15 protein-coding genes are annotated in these 18,479 nt (G+C 67.9%); 9 read left to right on the forward strand and 6 right to left on the reverse strand.

The window, feature by feature from the left end:
• Positions 1-10 precede the first annotated feature (10 nt).
• Both ACX28W_RS06085 and ACX28W_RS06090 read left to right on the forward strand, forming a co-directional pair.
• Complete coding sequence (locus tag ACX28W_RS06085) at positions 11-1,273, forward strand: MFS transporter (protein ID WP_458997703.1); 1,263 nt, start codon at positions 11-13, stop codon at positions 1,271-1,273.
• A 356-nt stretch (positions 1,274-1,629) separates the two neighbouring features.
• Positions 1,630-1,887, forward strand: coding sequence for an LppU/SCO3897 family protein (locus ACX28W_RS06090; protein WP_458997704.1), 258 nt, complete (start codon positions 1,630-1,632; stop codon positions 1,885-1,887).
• A 120-nt stretch (positions 1,888-2,007) separates the two neighbouring features.
• On the opposite strand, the gene ACX28W_RS06095 is transcribed toward ACX28W_RS06090, so the two are convergent.
• Positions 2,008-3,474: a CCA tRNA nucleotidyltransferase gene (locus ACX28W_RS06095; RefSeq protein WP_458997705.1), complete on the reverse strand. Its 1,467-nt coding sequence runs from the start codon at positions 3,472-3,474 to the stop codon at positions 2,008-2,010.
• Between the two features lie 220 nt (positions 3,475-3,694).
• Here ACX28W_RS06095 and ACX28W_RS06100 point away from each other — a divergent pair, with 220 nt between their 5' ends.
• The 7 genes from ACX28W_RS06100 (at position 3,695) to trxA (ending at position 13,496) form a co-directional block, all read left to right on the forward strand.
• Positions 3,695-6,118: a DUF6049 family protein gene (locus tag ACX28W_RS06100; RefSeq protein WP_458997706.1), complete on the forward strand. Its 2,424-nt coding sequence runs from the start codon at positions 3,695-3,697 to the stop codon at positions 6,116-6,118.
• A gap of 46 nt (positions 6,119-6,164) precedes the next feature.
• Positions 6,165-8,414: a murein biosynthesis integral membrane protein MurJ gene (gene murJ, locus ACX28W_RS06105; RefSeq protein WP_458997707.1), complete on the forward strand. Its 2,250-nt coding sequence runs from the start codon at positions 6,165-6,167 to the stop codon at positions 8,412-8,414.
• Between the two features lie 119 nt (positions 8,415-8,533).
• The gene (locus ACX28W_RS06110; protein WP_458997708.1) at positions 8,534-10,252 is read left to right on the forward strand and encodes a protein kinase family protein; all 1,719 of its coding nucleotides are present in this window, start codon (positions 8,534-8,536) and stop codon (positions 10,250-10,252) included.
• A gap of 28 nt (positions 10,253-10,280) precedes the next feature.
• A complete protein-coding gene (gene sigM, locus ACX28W_RS06115; protein WP_458997709.1) occupies positions 10,281-11,012 on the forward strand; it encodes an RNA polymerase sigma factor SigM in 732 nt (243 codons plus the stop codon).
• Positions 11,009-11,956 (forward strand): anti-sigma factor family protein, encoded by a 948-nt coding sequence (locus ACX28W_RS06120; RefSeq protein ID WP_458997710.1) that lies wholly within the window; start codon positions 11,009-11,011, stop codon positions 11,954-11,956. The genes sigM and ACX28W_RS06120 overlap by 4 nt, the downstream gene beginning before the upstream one ends.
• A gap of 184 nt (positions 11,957-12,140) precedes the next feature.
• The gene (gene trxB / locus ACX28W_RS06125; RefSeq protein ID WP_458997711.1) at positions 12,141-13,103 is read left to right on the forward strand and encodes a thioredoxin-disulfide reductase; all 963 of its coding nucleotides are present in this window, start codon (positions 12,141-12,143) and stop codon (positions 13,101-13,103) included.
• A gap of 42 nt (positions 13,104-13,145) precedes the next feature.
• Positions 13,146-13,496 (forward strand): thioredoxin, encoded by a 351-nt coding sequence (trxA, locus tag ACX28W_RS06130; protein ID WP_458997712.1) that lies wholly within the window; start codon positions 13,146-13,148, stop codon positions 13,494-13,496.
• 96 nt (positions 13,497-13,592) lie between these two features.
• On the opposite strand, the gene ACX28W_RS06135 is transcribed toward trxA, so the two are convergent.
• The 5 genes from ACX28W_RS06135 to ACX28W_RS06155 form a co-directional block, all read right to left on the reverse strand.
• Positions 13,593-14,210, reverse strand: a complete 618-nt coding sequence (locus ACX28W_RS06135) for a GNAT family N-acetyltransferase (protein WP_458997713.1) — start codon at positions 14,208-14,210, stop codon at positions 13,593-13,595.
• A 325-nt stretch (positions 14,211-14,535) separates the two neighbouring features.
• Positions 14,536-15,633, reverse strand: a complete 1,098-nt coding sequence (locus tag ACX28W_RS06140; protein ID WP_458997714.1) for a ParB/RepB/Spo0J family partition protein — start codon at positions 15,631-15,633, stop codon at positions 14,536-14,538.
• On the reverse strand, positions 15,630-16,703 hold the full coding sequence (locus ACX28W_RS06145) for a ParA family protein (RefSeq protein ID WP_458997767.1): 1,074 nt from the start codon (positions 16,701-16,703) through the stop codon (positions 15,630-15,632). The genes ACX28W_RS06140 and ACX28W_RS06145 overlap by 4 nt, the downstream gene beginning before the upstream one ends.
• Before the next feature lie 397 nt (positions 16,704-17,100).
• The gene (gene rsmG, locus ACX28W_RS06150) at positions 17,101-17,817 is read right to left on the reverse strand and encodes a 16S rRNA (guanine(527)-N(7))-methyltransferase RsmG (protein WP_362071285.1); all 717 of its coding nucleotides are present in this window, start codon (positions 17,815-17,817) and stop codon (positions 17,101-17,103) included.
• 147 nt (positions 17,818-17,964) lie between these two features.
• The gene (locus ACX28W_RS06155) at positions 17,965-18,474 is read right to left on the reverse strand and encodes a Jag family protein (protein ID WP_362071283.1); all 510 of its coding nucleotides are present in this window, start codon (positions 18,472-18,474) and stop codon (positions 17,965-17,967) included.
• Between the last annotated feature and the right edge of the window lie 5 nt (positions 18,475-18,479).

The raw sequence follows: 18,479 nt of genomic DNA on the forward strand, positions 1-18,479 counted from the left end.
GCTGTGCTCCATGGCTGTCGTGAGTGACCTGCGCGTCCTCCTGCGCTTCCAGGGCTTCCGACGCCTGCTCGGCGTACGGCTGCTGTCCCAGGGCGCCGACGGGGTCTACCAGGTCGCGCTCGCCACATACGTCGTCTTCTCGCCGGAGAAGCAGACCTCCGCGGCCTCGATCGCCTCGGCCATGGCGATCCTGCTACTCCCGTACTCCCTCGTCGGCCCCTTCGCGGGCGTCCTGCTCGACCGCTGGCGGCGCCGCCAGGTCTTCCTGTACGGCAACCTGCTGCGAGCCGGGCTGGCGTGCGTGACGGCCATCCTGATGCTGAGCCACGTCCCCGACTGGCTCTTCTACGTCTCCGCGCTGTGCGTCACCGCGGTCAACCGGTTCGTCCTCGCGGGCCTCTCGGCAGCCCTGCCCCGAGTCGTCGACGCCGACCGCCTGGTGATGGCCAACTCCCTGTCACCCACCGCCGGGACACTCGCCGCGACCGCGGGCGCCGGTCTCGCGTTTGTCGTACGACTGGTCGCCTCGGACTCCGACGCGGCGGTGGTCCTCCTCGGGGCAGCTCTCTATCTGTGCTCGGCGCTCGCCTCGCTGCGTATCTCCCCGGAGCTGCTCGGCCCCGACCAGGAGTTGATGCAACCACGCCTGGGCACAGCCCTCGTCGGCACCGCACGCGGTCTCGCGGCGGGCGTACGCCACCTCGCCGAGCCCGCGCGACGGGAGGCTGTCTGGGCGCTCGTGGCGATGACGCTGATGCGCTTCTGCTACGGCGCTCTGACGGTCATGGTGCTGATGCTCTGCCGGTACGCCTGGGCACCCGACCCCGACGACGGGCTCGCCCTGCTGGGGCTCGCCGTGGGCATCTCCGCGGCCGGCTTCTTCGTCGCGGCCGTGGTGACGCCCTGGGCGGTGGGGCGGTTGGGCCCCGGAGGCTGGATCATCGGGTGCGCAGGCGCCGCCGCGGTCCTGGAACCCGCGCTCGGCCTCCCGTTCGCCGTGGCGCCCATGCTGGCCGCCGCCTTCGTCGTCGGCCTGACCACGCAGGGCGCGAAGATCGCCACGGACACGATCGTGCAGTCATCGGTCGATGACGGCTACCGCGGCCGGATCTTCTCCGTTTACGACGTCCTGTTCAACGTCGCGTTCGTCGGCGCGGCCGCCGTAGCCGCACTGATGCTGCCTTCCGACGGTCGGTCGGTTCCCCTCGTCGTCACCGTGGCCGCACTGTACGCAGCAATTGCTGCCGCTATGACCCGCTTCGAAAAGCAGTAAGTGTCACATCGGCGCCACAGAGACGCTCTGAGCTACTGCGTTGTCACAGGTGCCCGATAGCTTACGTGCGACTTTTTTCGCCTCGCGCGCCTACATGCCAGGGAAACCCCAAAGTGACCACTCCGCCGCCACAGAGCCACAACCCGTTCGCCCAGGGCCAGTAGCCCCAGAGGCAGGCGCCCTACGGCGAGCCTCAGCCGCAGGGTTACCCACAGCAGCCCGGCCAGCCCGGCTTCCCTCAGCAGGCGACAGCCCCGTACGCCCCGATCCCGCCACAGCAGCCGAAGCGCGGCATCAAGCAGTACCTGCGCATCATTGGCTTCGTCGCGGTCCTCGGCATCGTCGCGGGCGGTTGGTTGCTCAGCGACAGCGATGACGCCAAGAAGCTGGCGGTCGGCGACTGCCTGTACAACAAGGGGACTTCGGACGACCCCGACGTCGTTCAGGTCGACTGCAGCGACTCCAAGGCCACGCACACGGTGCTGAAGAAGGCCGACGGCACCACGCTGCCTTCGCTGACGTGCGGCAGCGTCACGAACACGACGGCGACGTTGACGTTGACGTGGGAGGAAACCGGCGAGTCCTTCACGCTCTGCCTGGGAGACAATAAGTAACCCGCTGAGCCGGACGTGCCGAGGGGCGGTGTTTCACGTGAAACACCGCCCCTCGGCATTGTTCGTTCTCGGACATCCGGGGTCATGTTTCACGTGAAACATGACCCCGGATGTCGAGCTTCAGCCCTGCTCGGCCCACCACTCCTTGAGTGCGGTCACCGCCGCGTCGTGCTCCATCGGCCCGTTCTCCAGCCGCAGCTCCAGGAGGAATTTGTAGGCCTGACCGATCGCCGGGCCGGGGCCGATGCCCAGGATCTCCATGATCTGATTGCCGTCGAGATCGGGACGGATCGCGTCCAGCTCCTCTTGCTCCTGGAGCTGGGCGATGCGTTCTTCCAGGCCGTCGTAGGCGCTGGAGAGTGCGGCCGCCTTCCTCTTGTTGCGGGTGGTGCAGTCGGAGCGGGTCAGCTTGTGAAGGCGGTCCAGGAGGGGGCCCGCGTCGCGTACATAGCGACGAACCGCGGAGTCCGTCCACTCGCCGGTGCCGTACCCGTGGAAGCGGAGGTGGAGTTCGACCAGACGCGAGACGTCCTTCACGAGATCGTTGGAGTACTTGAGCTCCGTCATCCGCTTCTTGGTCATCTTGGCACCCACCACCTCGTGGTGATGGAAGGAGACCCGTCCGTCCCTCTCGAAGCGCCGCGTCCGCGGCTTGCCGATGTCATGCAGCAGCGCGGCAAGCCGCAGCGTCAGGTCCGGACCGCTCTCCTCCAGTGCCATGGCCTGCTCCAGGACGATCAGCGTGTGCTCGTACACGTCCTTGTGCCGGTGGTGCTCGTCGCGCTCCAGCCGCAGCGCGGGAAGCTCCGGCAGTACATGGTCGGCGAGTCCGGTGTCGACGAGCAGCGTCAGACCCTTGCGCGGGTACGCGGAGAGGACCAGCTTGTTCAGCTCGTCCCGCACCCGCTCCGCCGACACGATCTCGATGCGCTCGGCCATGTCCGTCATCGCGGCAACGACGTCGGGGGCCACCTCGAAGTCGAGCTGCGCGGCGAACCGCGCGGCGCGCATCATCCGCAGCGGATCGTCGGAGAAGGACTCCTCAGCCGTGCCTGGTGTACGCAGAACGCGAGCCGCCAGGTCGTCCCGGCCGCCGTACGGGTCGATGAACTCCTTCTCCGGCAGGGCCACGGCCATCGCGTTCACCGTGAAGTCGCGGCGCACGAGGTCTTCCTCGATGGAGTCGCCGTAGGACACCTCGGGCTTGCGGGAGGTCCGGTCGTACGCCTCGGAGCGGTACGTGGTGATCTCGATCTGGAAGGACTGCTGTACGTCGCCCACGTGGGCGTCCTTCTGTGCGCCCACGGTGCCGAAGGCGATCCCGACCTCCCATACGGCGTCCGCCCAGGGCCGCACGATCTTCAGTACGTCCTCGGGCCGGGCGTCGGTGGTGAAGTCCAGGTCATTGCCGAGCCGGCCGAGGAGCGCGTCCCTGACCGAGCCGCCGACGAGGGCGAGCGAGAACCCCGCCTCCTGGAAACGGCGGGCGAGGTCGTCGGCGACAGGGGACACCCGCAGCAGTTCACTCACCGCGCGGCGCTGCACCTGACTCAGGGCACTGGGGTTGTCTTCGTTGGCGTTCGGCACAACAGAAAAGGGTACGTGGCCGAGGCACCCGCGGGCGCCTCCATAAAACGTGCACAGGCCACCCCCCTGTCTGTGCACGCATTAATACGTACACATAGAGGACAGTCGGCCCAGTTCTCCGATCTTGTGGAGCAGTCCGCGGCACTTCCCCTCAGCGCGCATCGTTACCATGCGTGGACGCACATTCCGACGACCACTGACGATGAGGACGGACGAGCGCGTGGCCGAGGCGGCAGACTTCCAGGGGATGAGTCCCTCACCTGCCCGCCGGTGGCTGCGGCGCACCGGCGCACTGCTCGCCGGTGCGCCCCTGCTGGCCGGCGTGCTCCAGCTGCCCGCGTCCCCGGCCGCACACGCCGCCCAGGAGACCGCTGTGGCCGACGCCACCGGGTCCAGCACGGTCGATGTCGCCCTCGACTCGCTGAGTCCCAGCGTCCCCACGGACGACGACACGCTCACCATCTCCGGCTCGGTCACCAACAAGGGCAAGCAGGCAGTCACGGACGCCCACGTGGGCGTGCGCGTGGGGCCGTCGCTGAACAGTCGCGCGGCCATCGACAGCGCCGCGAAGCGCACGGGTTTCCAGGTGGGCCTCGACCCCCTGGAGGTCGGCGGCAAGTACGTCAAGGAGTTCTCCAAGCTCGCCGCAGGTGTCTCGCAGCGCTTCACCATCTCGGTACCCGTCAAGGAGCTGGACCTCGGCGCGGACGGGGTGTACCAGCTCGGTGTCTCGGTCTCGGGCGAGACCGCCGCGCAGCCGTGGGAGCAGGTGCTCGGCATTGAGCGGACGTTCCTGCCCTGGCAGCCCGACGAGGCGAACACGAGGACGAGCACGACGTATCTCTGGCCGCTGATCTCGACGGTCCACCTCAGGGCGGAGACCGGCTCGAACGCCCAGCAGACGCCCGTCTTCGAGAACGACGACCTGGCCAAGGAGATCTCTCCGGGCGGCCGTCTGGACCAGCTGCTGTCCCTGGGCAGCGACCTCAACGTCACCTGGGTCCTCGACCCGGACCTGCTGGCCTCCGTCGATGCCATGACGCGCAGCTACCGGATCCAGAACGGCGACACCACCACGGCCGGCAAGAACCAGGCAGTCGCCAACCAGTGGCTCGACAAGCTCGAGACGACGGTCGCGGACAAGGAAGTCGTCGCCCTGCCCTTCGCCGACCCGGACCTCGCGTCGCTGGCGCACAACGGCAAAGACGTCACCGGTTCGCTGAGCCACCTCAAGGACGCGACGGACGTGGCCGCCACCACAGTGGACACGATCATCCATGTGACGCCGAACACCGACTTCGCCTGGCCTGCGGAGGGCGCCATCGACCCGTCGATCGTCAAGGTCGCCACCTCCGCCGGCGCCGACAAGGTGATCGCCCGCAGCGACAGCCTGCGTGAGAGCAGCGGACTGTCGTACACACCCAACGCGGCCCGCCCGATCGGTGGCGGTACGACGGCGGTGGTCGCGGACTCCCGGCTGTCGACCGCGTTCCAGGGCGACATGGCGAAGGCCGACAACTCCACGGAGGCCGTGCAGGAATTCCTCGCGCAGAGCCTGCTGGTCAACCTGCAGGATCCGGGCAAGCAGCGCAGCATCGTCGTCGCGCCGCAACGGATGCCGTCAGTGAGCCAGGCCCAGACGATGGCGACGGCACTCAGGGCCCTCCAGGACGGAAACTGGTCCGACGTCCAGGACCTGTCCGCCGCCTCCAAGGCCAAGCCAGATCCACGCGCCACCACGAAGGTGCCCTCGGCCTCTTCGTACCCGTCCTCGCTGCGCAAGCAGGAGCTGCCGAGGTCGGCCTTCGAGCAGATCCAGGCCACGCAGAGCGCGCTCGACAACTTCAAGGTCATCCTCACCGACAAGTCCCGCGTGGTCACTCCGTTCGGTCGGGCCATGGACCGGGGGATGTCCACGTCGTGGCGCGGCCGTGCCGCACAGGCGGAGACCTTCCGCGAGGACGTCGAGTCCTACCTCGGCGACCTCACCGATCTCGTCAGGCTGATCGACAAGTCCGACGCGAAGCTCTCGGGCCGCAGCGCCACAATCCCCGTGACCGTGCAGAACAACCTCGTACAGGGCGTCGACAACCTGGTACTGCGCCTCACGTCGCAAAAGCCCAACCGACTCAAGATCGGCAATGGCGCGTACGACGAGCAGCCGATCACGGTCGCGGGCGAGCACAGTCAGTCGGTGAAGTTCACCACCTCGGCCGAGGCGAACGGTCCGGTGGCGGTGGTCGCCCAGCTGTTCACGGCGGACGGCCAGGCGTACGGTCCGGAGGTCACCTTCGAGGTGAAGGTCACCGAGATCACCGCCACGGTGATGCTGGTCATCGGTGGTGGCGTCCTGCTGCTCGTGCTCGCCGGATTCCGGATGTTCACGCAGCGCAAGCGGGCGACCGCCCGGCAGGCCGAGCAGGAGCGGGAGAACACACCCGAGACCGAGGAAGAGATCGGCGTGAACACGGACGCCGGAAGCACCGTAGACACTGAGGACACCGAGCGCTCCACGGAGGGTCCCGAAGGGGAATCCACGACGGAGCCCGGGGCAGACGACCCTGAGCACCCGAGTGACCCGACACCGGACACCGCACAGGAAAGCACCGACCCGTCCGGCACGGGTGAGAGAGTGGACCGTTGAGCGATGTCGTGGCCGGTGGGCCCGGGGACGATGAGGTGGGGTAACCATGAACGCGCCGTACGACGGTGACCGCGGCCAGGGCGCGGGCAGCTCGGGCTACCCCGAGGGCTACCCGGACCAGGGCGCGGGCAGCGCCGGTTATCCCGAGGGCTATCCCGAGGGCCCGCCGCCCGAGCCCGGCCAGATGCCGCCGGGCCCCTACCCGGACATGTACTTCCAGGACGCCTACGCCCAGGACCCGTACCGGGCGCAGGATCTCGCCGCCCAGGACCCGGTGTCCGAGGCGCTCTACGACCGTGCCGCGCACCCCCCGCCACCCCCGGGCACGTACTACCCGCAGCAGTCGCTCTACGCCCAGCCGCCCACTTCGCAGTACGCCCCCGACCCGCGTGTATGGGCCCAGACGCCGCCCCCTGAGCCGGCCGGTCCGACACGGCACCTGCCGTACGGCGAAGACGCGCGCACGACCCAGTTCGTGGGCGTCGACGACCTCGTCACCCAGGCCGGCGAGCAGCACCACGAGCCCGACGCCTTCGCTCACCTTTTCCGCGACCAGGGCCAGGTCGGCTCCAGCCCCCATGTCGCCGCGCCCGGCGTGCCGTCGCCGACCCCGGAACCTGCCCCGGCCGCCCCAGAGCCCCCTGCGCCCGCCGCGAAGAAGACCGGTGGGCGTGCGTCAGGGTTGCTGAAGTCGAGCGCGGTGATGGCAGCGGGCACGATGGTGTCCCGGCTCACCGGCTTCGTACGCACCATGATCATCACGGCCGCTCTCGGCGCCGCGACGCTCGGTGACGTCTGGACCGTCGCGTACACCCTCCCGACGATGATCTACATCCTGACCGTCGGTGGCGGACTCAACTCGGTCTTCGTGCCCCAGCTGGTGCGATCCATGAAGGACGACGAGGACGGTGGAGAGGCCTACGCCAACCGTCTGCTGACCCTTGTGATGGTCGCCCTCGGGGTGATCGTCACCGCTGCCGTCTTCATCGCACCGCTGCTGATCCAGCTGATGTCGGACTCCATCGCGAGCGACCCGGTGTCGAACAACGTCGCCGTCTCCTTCGCCCGCTACTGCCTGCCCACGATCTTCTTCATGGGCGTCCACGTGGTCATGGGCCAGATCCTCAACGCCCGCGGGAAGTTCGGCGCGATGATGTGGACTCCGGTCCTGAACAACATCGTCATGATCTCCACCTTCGGGATGTTCCTCTGGGTGTACGGGACCGCCGAGAACTCCGGCATAAGGGTGACCAACATCCCGCCGGACGGCATCCGTCTGCTCGGCATCGGTACCCTGCTCGGCCTGGTCGTGCAGGCTTTGGCGATGATCCCGTATCTGCGTGAGACCGGGTTCCGGTTCCGCCCGCGCTTCGACTGGAAGGGCCACGGCCTCGGCAAGGCGGTCAAGCTCGCCAAGTGGACGGTCCTTTTCGTCCTCGCCAACCAGGCGGGCGTCCTCGTCGTCACCCAGCTGGCCACCGCGGCGCAAAAAGCCTCCGGTAAGAGCGGTGCGGGCATCCTTTCCTACTCCAACGCCCAGTTGATCTGGGGCATGCCGCAGGCGATCATCACGGTCTCCGTCATGGCGGCCATGCTCCCCAGAATTTCTCGTGCGGCCCACGACGGGGACCCGGGTGCCGTCCGTGACGACATCTCCCAGGGACTGCGCACCTCAGCGGTGGCGATCGTCCCGGTCGCCTTCATGTTCGTCGCCCTGGGCATCCCCATGTGCACCCTGCTCTTCGGCTCCAGCGGTATCCCCGCCGCCCAGTCCATGGGCTATGTCCTCATGGCCTTCGGCCTCGGTCTGATCCCGTTCTCGGTGCAGTACGTGGTCCTGCGTGGCTTCTACGCCTACGAGGACACCCGCACCCCCTTCTACAACACGGTCATCGTGGCCGCCGTCAATGCCGCCGCGTCGGCAGCCTGCTACTGGGTCCTGCCCGCCGAGTGGGCCGTCGTCGGCATGGGAGGCGCGTACGGCCTGGCGTATGCCGTCGGCGTCGGAGTGGCCTGGCAGCGACTGCGCAGGCGACTGGGCGGAGATCTCGACGGCGCCCGCGTGCTGCGCACGTACGCCCGCCTCTGCCTGGCATCCATCCCGGGCGCTCTGGTGGGCGGCGCCGTCGGCTTCGCGATCACCCGGGTCCTCGGGCACGGGGCCCTCGGATCGATCGCGGCACTCCTCGTAGGATCGGTCGCCCTGCTCGGCGTCTTCTACATCGCCGCGCGGAAGATGCGCATCGAAGAACTCAACTCAATGGTCGGAATGGTCCGCGGGCGCCTGGGGCGCTAAGGCGGGGGTAGGCGCACAACCATCGTCCGTCGCCGTGTGTCGTGCATAGCGTGGGACTGTGGGCACAATTGGTTTCTGCGTCGGACAGCGCGCAATTGGATGGGGAGGCAGGGACGACGGTGGCGGAACGGAGCACGGCTGCCGTCGACGTGGCAGACAACAGCGGTGACGAGCCGCTGACCGCCAAGGCGGACCAGTCCACGTCCGACGGGGTGGCCCAGAACCGGGAGCGGGACACGGACAGCGAAGAGGCACAGGGGAGGGGCGGGACCGAGAATCCTGGAAAGGCCTCACCGCCCGAACTGCACAGCGGCCACAAGCTCGCCAGACGCTACCGCCTCGAAGAGTGCGTCACCCGTCTGGACGGATTCAGCAGTTGGCGTGCGGTTGACGAGAAACTCCGTCGCGCCGTCGGTGTGCACCTGCTGCCCGCCGACCATCCGCGGGCTCGTTCCGTGCTGGCGGCGGCCCGTTCCTCCGCCCTGCTGGGCGATCCCCGCTTCGTCCAGGTCTTGGACGCGGTCGAGGAGAACGACCTTGTCTATGTCGTGCACGAATGGCTCCCGGACGCCACGGAGCTGACGACGCTTCTGGCCTCGGCTCCGCTGGAAGTGCACGAGGCCTACCAAATGGTCAGCCAGGTCGCCCAGGCCATGGCCGCCGCACATCGCGAAGGCCTCGCGCATCTGCGGCTGACTCCGAGCGCCGTGCTGCGTACCTCGACCGGCCAGTGGCGCATCCGCGGGCTCGCCGTGAACGCCGCGCTGCGCGGCATCAGCTCCGACACCCCGCAGCGCACCGACACGGAGGCGATCGGCGCATTGCTGTACGCCGCGCTGACCCAGCGCTGGCCGTATGACAACGACGCCTATGGTCTGTCCGGGCTGCCCAAGGGCGTCGGCCTCATCGCGCCCGACCAGGTACGCGCCGGCGTCCACCGCGGCCTGTCCGAGCTCGCCATGCGCGCGCTCGCCAATGACGGCGCCACCGCCTCCCGCCACGAAACGCCGTGCACCACGCCGGAGGAGCTGGTGAAGGCGATCGGCGAGATGCCCCGCATCCGCCCGCCGGAGCCCACGTTCACCGCCCCGCCGGACTACCAACGCACGACGTACCAGCAGGGCAGCTACGGCCGCCCGGCGCCCCACATGGGGGCTACCCAGCCCGTAGCGGCCCCGCCGCCCCCGCTGCAGAGCCGTACCGGCACGGCCCTCAAGTGGGCGGTGTCGGCACTCCTCATCGCGGCGCTGGGCCTCGGCAGTTGGCAGCTCGCTGAAGCACTGATGGATCGCGGCGGCGAGTCCGACGACACCAACCAGACGCAGACGACGGACGACAACGACAAGAACACCGACAAGGCCAAGCCGGTCGAGCCGATCACGATCCAGGGTGCGCAGGAGTACTACCCGGACGGCAAGGCTCAGCACCCCGGCGACGTGGGACTCACCTACGACGGTGACAGCTCTACGTACTGGCGAACCTATTCCTTCAACGACGGGCCTGTGCTGGCGCCGTACAAGCAGGGCGTCGGCATCGTCTACGACCTCGGGTCCACCCAGAGTCTGTCGGCGGCTTCGATAGGGCTGAACTACGGCGGCGATCGCACGGCGGTGTCGCTGTACGCGGCGGACTCCCTCTCGTCGTCGGCCCCGCTCAGCTCCATGAAGGAGATCGCAGCCGCCACGACCTCCGGCCAGGAACTGAAGATCTCCGCCAAGGAGGCGGTGAAGACGCGGTACGTGCTGGTGTGGATCACCGCAGCGCCTTACTCGGGCAAGGACGAGTACAGCGGCGTCGGCTACAAGCAAGCCATCACGGACGTGAAGTTCAGCGGCTGACGCTCGTCTACGAAGGGGAGGGGGTCCGATGGCGGATAAAGCCGTGCACGGCGGTGTAAGCGATCAGGACCTCCTCACCCGCCATGTGGAGGGCGACCCCGAGGCCTTCGGTGAGCTCGTGCGGAGGCACCGCGACCGGCTCTGGGCGGTGGCCTTGCGAACGCTGGGAGACCGCGAGGAGGCCGCTGACGCGGTCCAGGACGCACTGGTCTCCGCCTACCGGGCCGCCCACACCTTCCGCGGCCAGTCGGCCGTCACGACCTGGCTGCACCGCATCACGGTGAACGCCTGCCTGGACCGAGCCCGCAAGGCCGCCTCCAGGAAGACGTCGCCCGTGGACGACACCGAACGCCTGGAACAGCTCCTCGAGCCGCATGAGTCCGCCTCCGCTCCCGCCGAGCGCAATGATCTGCACCGCGAGCTGCTGGCCGCCCTGGGCACGCTCCCGCCCGACCAGCGCGCCGCCCTCGTCCTGGTGGACATGCAGGGCTACCCCGTGGCGGAGGCCGCGCGTGTCCTCGACGTGCCGATCGGCACGGTGAAGAGCCGCTGCGCACGCGGCAGAGCCAGACTGCTCCCGCTGCTCATCCATCTCCGCACGGAGAACGGAAACGGCGAGGGCAGCGACAAGTCGGGCGGCGTAAGGAACCGGACGCAGGGGACATCCGTCCCACCGGCAGCGGGACCACACGACGCTGGTCCGCACGAGCCAGGGCCAAGCGATTCAGCTGCTGTGAAGGGCGGAGGTGGGCGAGCGTGACATCCACGACGGATACGGCCGGGCACCCGGACGTCGCGGAGATCTCCGACCTCACTGAGGGACTGCTCCCGCCCTCCCGGACCGCAGACGTACGGCGACACCTTGACGACTGCGTGCTCTGCGCCGACGTGTACGACTCCCTGGAGGAGATCCGAGGACTGCTCGGCACGCTGCCGGGCCCGACCCGCATGCCCGACGACGTGGCCGGTCGCATCGACGCCGCCCTGGCATCCGAGGCCAGCTTGAGTGCCACGACGCCTGGCCGTGAATCCGGGGCGGAGGATGACCGCGCCACTGTTTCACGTGAAACATCGGGCGCAGGGGTCTCCGTTGGACAGGCCGACCCGAGCTCTGCTTCCTCCGCAGACCGTCCCTCGGGACATCCCCACGCCGCTACCGGCCCTGGCCGTTCACATCGGGCACGCCGTGGGCGCCGTAGGGCAGCCGTTCTCGGCACAGCGTTCACAGCCGCCGCTCTGGGACTGGGCGCCATCCTCCTGCAGTCGATGGGCGACGACAGCTCCGACAAGGACCGGACAACGACACAGCAGGGGTCGACGACCACCTTCTCCGAAGGCGAGCTGGAGAGTCAGGTCGCAGATCTCCTCACGAAGAACAAGGCCACGGAGAACCACTCCGGCAGCGCGAAGCCTCCCTGGGGAGTCGAATCCCACACCACAGGCTCCGGGTCCGGCGGGGTCGACACCTTCATCACCCCCGCGGTGCCGGTGCCTGACTGCGTTCAGAAGGGCACTGGAAGCAGCGCAGCTGTCCTCGCCGCTCAGAAGGGCACGTACAAGGGGACGAGCGTCTATCTCGTCGTGCTGCCCGACGCCTCCGACAGCACAAAGGTCACGGCGTATATCGTCGACGACGCCTGCACGAAGCAGGACCCGTCAACCCCAGGCAAGCTCCTGTTGACGCACTCGTACGCCCGCTCCTGAGCGCGTAGGCGTCGAGCACCCTGCTTCCCAGTAACCCCACGGCCTCTCTGTGCGGTGTCCCGTCTCCGTGTGCCCGGACACACCGGGAATGCAAGCCCCTTAGGATCCGTTGGGTGGGGTGAGAGTTCTGAGAGAGGCTCCCACCGGCAGTACGCAGCAGTCTCCAGAGACGAGGAATCAAGCCGTGACCGACGTCCGAAACGTGATCATCATCGGCTCCGGGCCTGCCGGCTACACAGCAGCGCTTTACACCGCGCGTGCGTCGCTGAAGCCGCTGGTCTTCGAGGGCGCCGTCACTGCAGGCGGTGCGCTGATGAACACCACCGAGGTGGAGAACTTCCCCGGCTTCCAGGACGGCATCATGGGTCCCGAGCTCATGGACAACATGCGCGGACAGGCCGAGCGCTTCGGTGCCGAGCTCGTCCCGGACGACGTCATCGCCGTCGACCTGGCGGGCGAGATCAAGACCGTCACGGACACCGCGGGCACCGTGCACCGCGCCAAGGCCGTCATCATCACCACAGGGTCGCAGCACCGCAAGCTCGGCCTGCCCAACGAGGACGCCCTCTCCGGACGTGGCGTCTCCTGGTGCGCCACCTGTGACGGCTTCTTCTTCAAGGAGCACGACATCGCCGTGATCGGCGGCGGCGACACCGCGATGGAGGAGGCGACCTTCCTCTCCCGCTTCGCCAAGTCCGTGACGATCGTGCACCGTCGCGACACGCTGCGCGCCTCCAAGGCCATGCAGGAGCGCGCGTTCGCCGATCCCAAGATCAAGTTCGTCTGGGACAGCGAGGTCGCCGAGATCGAGGGCGACCCCAAGCTCTCCGGCCTGAAGCTGCGCAATCTGAAGACGGGCGAGATCTCCGATCTGCCGGTGACCGGTCTGTTCATCGCGATCGGTCACGACCCTCGCACCGAGCTCTTCAAGGGCCAGCTCGACCTGGACGACGAGGGCTACCTCAAGGTCGAGGCGCCCTCGACCCGGACGAACCTGACCGGTGTCTTCGGTGCCGGTGACGTCGTCGACCACACGTACCGCCAGGCGATCACCGCGGCCGGCACCGGCTGCTCCGCCGCCCTTGACGCCGAGCGCTACCTCTCCGTCCTCGCGGACAACGAGGCCGCCGCGGCTGCCACCGTCTGACCCCCGTCCGCCCCACCGCACCAACCAGCTAAGGAGCCCGCCGTGGCCGGCACCCTGAAGAATGTGACCGACGACTCCTTCGAGCAGGACGTCCTCAAGAGCGACAAGCCCGTCCTGGTGGACTTCTGGGCCGCCTGGTGCGGTCCGTGCCGTCAGATCGCGCCGTCGCTCGAGGCGATCGCCGCCGAGTACGGCGACAAGATCGAGATCGTCAAGCTCAACATCGACGAGAACCCTGGCACCGCCGCCAAGTACGGCGTCATGTCCATCCCCACCCTGAACGTCTACCAGGGTGGCGAGGTCGCCAAGACCATCGTCGGTGCGAAGCCGAAGGCCGCGATCGTGCGCGACCTGGAGGACTTCATCACCGACAGCGTCGAGAAGACCGCCTGATCGACATCGGCGCCCCACAACGGCGGCGGTGTTTCACGTGAAACACGAATGGGCCAATCCTCGCGGGTTGGCCCATTCGCTTTACAGCCCTTTCGCCTACAGGGGACGCAGCGCCGGTTCCTTCTGTACCGCCCCCAGAAGGCGATCCAGCGCCAGCTCCACGTCTTCCTTCCAGGAGAGCGTCGTCCGTAGCTCCAGCCTCAGGCGGGGGTACGTGGGGTGGGGTCGCACGGTCTTGAAGCCCACCGCAAGGAGATGGTCCGCCGGAAGCACACACGCCGGTTCTCTCCACCGCGCATCCCCGAAGGCCTCGATCGCCTTGAAGCCCCTACGCAACAGATCCTTGGCGACCGTCTGGACCATCACACGGCCGAGTCCCTGGCCCTGATAGCCCGGCATGATGAAGGCAGTCATCAACTGGACGGCATCCGGCGACACCGGGCTTGTGGGGAACGCGGTAGAGCGGGGGACATAGGCAGGAGGCGCATACAGCACGAAGCCCACCGGTACGTCATCCACGTAGACCACGCGTCCGCAGGATCCCCACTCCAGTAGGACGGCGGAGATCCACGCCTCCTTCTCGAGTTCGGGCGTTCCCGCCTTTAGCGCGGCTTCCCCGCTGACTGGGTCGAGTTCCCAGAAGACACACGCGCGACAGCGCTGGGGAAGGTCCTGAAGGTTGTCCAGCGTGAGCGGTACGAGCCGACGCCCCATGAAGGATGTTCCTCGCTTCCTTCGCCCGCGGCGTCGCGGGCGGCTGTCAGAGCGCTTCGCTCTCTGAGCAGGCTGCCGACGAACCCTCCGACGGCCCCCAACCCCAGGCCCGCAGTCACCAATCCGGTACGGCTCGCGATTTGCATGGCCCCCGCCTCCCCAATAAAGGTGCCCCAGGTGGATGCGCCATACCCGTTCGCATCGTATCGACGATGTGATGGCATCGATACCGCCGGACAACAAAGAGCGGGCCGTGTTCCGGTACACGCCGGACACGGCCCGCTCTCGTGGTTGGCCTTCGAAGACCGGGCAACCACCAAACGACTCAGGCCTCCGCGTCCTCGGAATCGTCGTCCAGAAGACTCTTCTGAAGGACCGGGCCCTCACCCGGGGCGAGGGTGCCGAGGATCCGCTCGAGGTCGTCCATCGAGGCGAACTCGACCGTGATCTTCCCCTTCTTCTGCCCCAGGTCGACCTTCACCCGCGTCTCGAACCGATCCGAAAGACGGGTGGCCAGATCACCCAATGCCGGAGAGAGCCGGGTGCCGGCCCGCGGCCCCTTGGAGCGCGGAGCAGTCTGGGGACGCGATCCCATCAGGGTGACGATCTCTTCGACCGCCCGCACCGACAGACCCTCGGCCACAATGCGGTGGGCCAGCCGGTCCTGCTCCTCGGAGTCCGCAACAGAAAGCAGAGCCCGTGCATGCCCCGCGGAGAGGACTCCGGCGGCAACACGACGCTGAACCGCGGGAGAGAGCTTCAGCAGACGCAGGGTGTTCGAGACCTGCGGGCGCGAGCGGCCAATGCGATCCGCCAACTGGTCGTGCGTGCAGTTGAAGTCCTGAAGCAGCTGGTCGTAGGCAGCCGCCTCTTCCAAGGGATTCAGCTGAGCGCGGTGCAGGTTCTCCAGCAGCGCGTCCAGGAGGAGCTTCTCGTCCTCCGTGGCCCGCACGATCGCCGGAATGGCCTCCAGGCCGGCCTCACGGCAGGCCCGGAAGCGCCGCTCGCCCATGATGAGCTCGTAGCGCGCCGGACCTACCTGACGTACGACGACGGGCTGGAGAAGCCCGACCTCCTTGATGGAGGTGACGAGCTCAGCAAGAGCGTCCTCGTCGAACACCTCACGAGGCTGGCGCGGGTTGGGCGTGATGAAATCGAGGGGCAGCTCGGCGAAGTGAGCGCCGACAGGCGCCGGGGGCACCTCCGGACCTCCGTTCGCCGACGGCGCCTCGGTTTCATGTGAAACAGGCGGCAGCGTGGCCACCTTCGCTGCCGCCACCCCGCGCTCCGCGGTGAGCACGGGTCCGGCCGTCGGTGAGGCGGACACTCCACCCGCCGCCAAGGAACCCGACTTCTCCCCTGTCGGAGCCGCAGGGATGAGTGCGCCGAGGCCCCGCCCCAACCCCCGTCGTCGCTCGCTCACTGGATCCCCTCCACCATGCTCTGATCATTCTGTGCGCCCACATGGACGTGTTGCGCGTCGTATGCCACACCGACTCCTCGAAGCGCGATTTCTCGTGCGGCCTCAAGATACGACAGGGCACCGCTCGATCCTGGATCGTAGGTCAGCACCGTCTGCCCGTAGCTCGGGGCCTCGGAGATACGGACCGAGCGCGGAATGCTCGTCCGCAGCACCTCGCCACCGAAGTGGCTGCGCACCTCATCCGCGACCTGAGACGCGAGGCGCGTCCGGCCGTCGTACATGGTGAGCAGGATCGTCGAGACGTGGAGGTTGGGGTTGAGGTGCGCCCGTACCAGGTCGACGTTGCGCAGGAGCTGGCCCAAGCCTTCCAGTGCGTAGTACTCGCACTGGATGGGGATGAGAACCTCCGCGCCGGCGACCAGCGCGTTGACCGTCAGGAGGCCGAGCGACGGCGGGCAGTCGATGAGGATGTAGTCGAGTGGCTGCTCATACGCCTGGATCGCTCGCTCCAGTCGGCTTTCCCGTGCCACCAGGGACACCAGCTCGATCTCCGCACCGGCGAGGTCGATCGTGGCAGGTGCACAGAAGAGGCCCTCGACATCGGGGACCGGCTGAACGACCTCGGAGAGCGGCTTACTGTCGATCAGCACGTCGTAGATGGACGGGACTTCGGCGTGATGGTCGATGCCCAGAGCGGTGGAAGCATTGCCCTGAGGGTCGAGGTCGATCACCAGGACACGGCCGCCGTGTAGGGCGAGCGAGGCAGCAAGGTTGACCGTGGTCGTGGTTTTTCCCACCCCGCCCTTCTGGTTCGCGACCACCATGACGCGGGTTTGCTCGGGCCGTGGCAGGCCCTCACCGGCGCGACCTAGCGCCTCCACCGCCAATTGGGCAGCACGACCGATGGGAGTGTCGTCCATTGGGGGCGGTGTTTCACGTGAAACATCCTCCCCCATCGACTCGGTACGGGGACCGGGGACCGGATCGGTCATCGGTCCCGCGATGTTGGCGTCGGACCGCAAGGATTCACTCTCCTCGACTTCAGGCTCGCAATGAACAGAGCCTCCCATGTCTTCGGGGTCGTGAACCAGCGAGGCCCGTTCTTCTGTGGAGAAAACCACCTCTGTGGACAACTCCGCGCCCTCCCCGAGTGAACCGAGAGGCCTCCGGTCGCGGGGTTCGGCCGCGGCGCGGCCCCGACTGATGATGCCGTGCAGCAGTGAGCGACGTTTCACGTGAAACACGATGCATAGCGACCGGGGCGATCTCGGCGCGACACTCCGAGATGCGTAGGTTTGGCAGCTTGTGTGGAGTACGGCTCGTCGTCAGGACGGATCAGCTCGTCGTCAGGACGGATCAGAGGGAGTGACGAACAACTCCTGGCTCCACACGTACTGGCTCCACACAAAAACTCCTGACTCCACCCCGCGGAGCCAGGAGTCCAAGACCAACATCAAGCCTTCAAGGTCAGCGACGCCGCCGCGTGCGCCCCGTCCGGGCGGCCTTCGCCCGCTTCGCCGCGAAGCGCACCCCGCCAGGACTCTCCCCGACCTCGACCCGCACGACGGTCGACAGCGGATCCACGACACCCTCGCCGACATGCAGGATGGACGTCGCCACGGCGCCGAGCTTGCTGAGCGCCGTCGCAGCGCTCTTCAGCTCCTCCTCCGCCGTATCGCCCTTGAGCGCAAGCATCTCGCCGTACGGACGCAGGAGCGGGATGCCCCATGCCGCCAGTCGGTCCAGCGGAGCGACCGCCCGAGCCGTCACCACATGGACCGAAGGCACCTTCCCCATGACCTCCTCGGCACGGCCTCGCACGACGGTCACATGGTCGAGGCCAAGGAGCTCGACGACTTCAGTGAGGAAATTGGTCCGCCGGAGCAACGGTTCGAGCAACGTGATCTTCAGGTCTTCCCGGACCAGGGCCAGCGGGATACCGGGCAGGCCGGCGCCGGAGCCCACGTCGCACACGGTCACACCCTCGGGCACGACCTCGGAGAGCACAGCGCAGTTCAGCAGGTGTCGCTCCCACAGTCGGGGCACCTCACGCGGGCCGATCAGCCCGCGCTGCACTCCCGCCTCGGCCAGCAGTTCCGCGTACCGGACCGCGTCCGCGAAGCGATCGCCGAAAACCTCACGCGCCTGCTCGGGCGCGGGGGGAAGCTCCGCTGCCTCCGTCACGGGGGACCGTCCTTCCGTACCGCATAAGCGCACTGAGCGCTGACCACCAGGACTATCAGGGACTACCAGGGACTACCAGGGACTACCAGGCTGACAAACTTCGGCCCCGCCTGCTCAACAGACGGGGCCGGAGGAACTGCGTACCGATCAGGCGGGAAGCACGACGACGAAGCGCTGCGGCTCCTCGCCCTCGGACTCGCTGCGCAGGCCCGCGGCCTTGACCGCGTCGTGGACCACCTTGCGCTCGAAGGGCGTCATCGGCTTCATCTTCACCGGTTCGCCAGAGCTCTTGACCTCGGCCGCGGCCTTGGCGCCCAGCTCGGAGAGCTCCTCGCGCTTCTTGGCGCGGTAGCCCGCGATGTCCAGCATCAGCCGACTGCGGTCGCCGGTCTCCCGGTGGACGGCCAGGCGCGTCAGCTCCTGGAGTGCCTCGAGCACCTCGCCGTCACGGCCGACCAGCTTCTGCAGATCGCGGCCGCCGGCGTCGCTGATGATCGAGACAGCGGCGCGGTCGGCCTCGACGTCCATGTCGATGTCGCCGTCGAGATCGGCGATGTCCAGCAGACCCTCGAGGTAGTCCGCCGCGATCTCGCCTTCCTGCTCAAGGCGGGTCAGGGTGTCGCCCTCGGTGGCGGCGGAGGTGGTGCCTTCCGTCACGGGAT

This window comes from Streptomyces sp. SD15, from assembly GCF_054462255.1.

Excerpts from the sequence above, each read along its gene's own strand:
- ACX28W_RS06085 (WP_458997703.1), top strand. The coding sequence starts at position 11 with ATGGCTGTCGTGAGTGACCTGCGCGTCCTCCTGCGCTTCCAGGGCTTC.
- sigM (WP_458997709.1), top strand. The coding sequence starts at position 10,281 with ATGGCGGATAAAGCCGTGCACGGCGGTGTAAGCGATCAGGACCTCCTC.
- murJ (WP_458997707.1), top strand. The coding sequence starts at position 6,165 with ATGAACGCGCCGTACGACGGTGACCGCGGCCAGGGCGCGGGCAGCTCG.
- ACX28W_RS06145 (WP_458997767.1), bottom strand. The coding sequence starts at position 16,703 with ATGGGAGGCTCTGTTCATTGCGAGCCTGAAGTCGAGGAGAGTGAATCC.
- ACX28W_RS06135 (WP_458997713.1), bottom strand. The coding sequence starts at position 14,210 with ATGGGGCGTCGGCTCGTACCGCTCACGCTGGACAACCTTCAGGACCTT.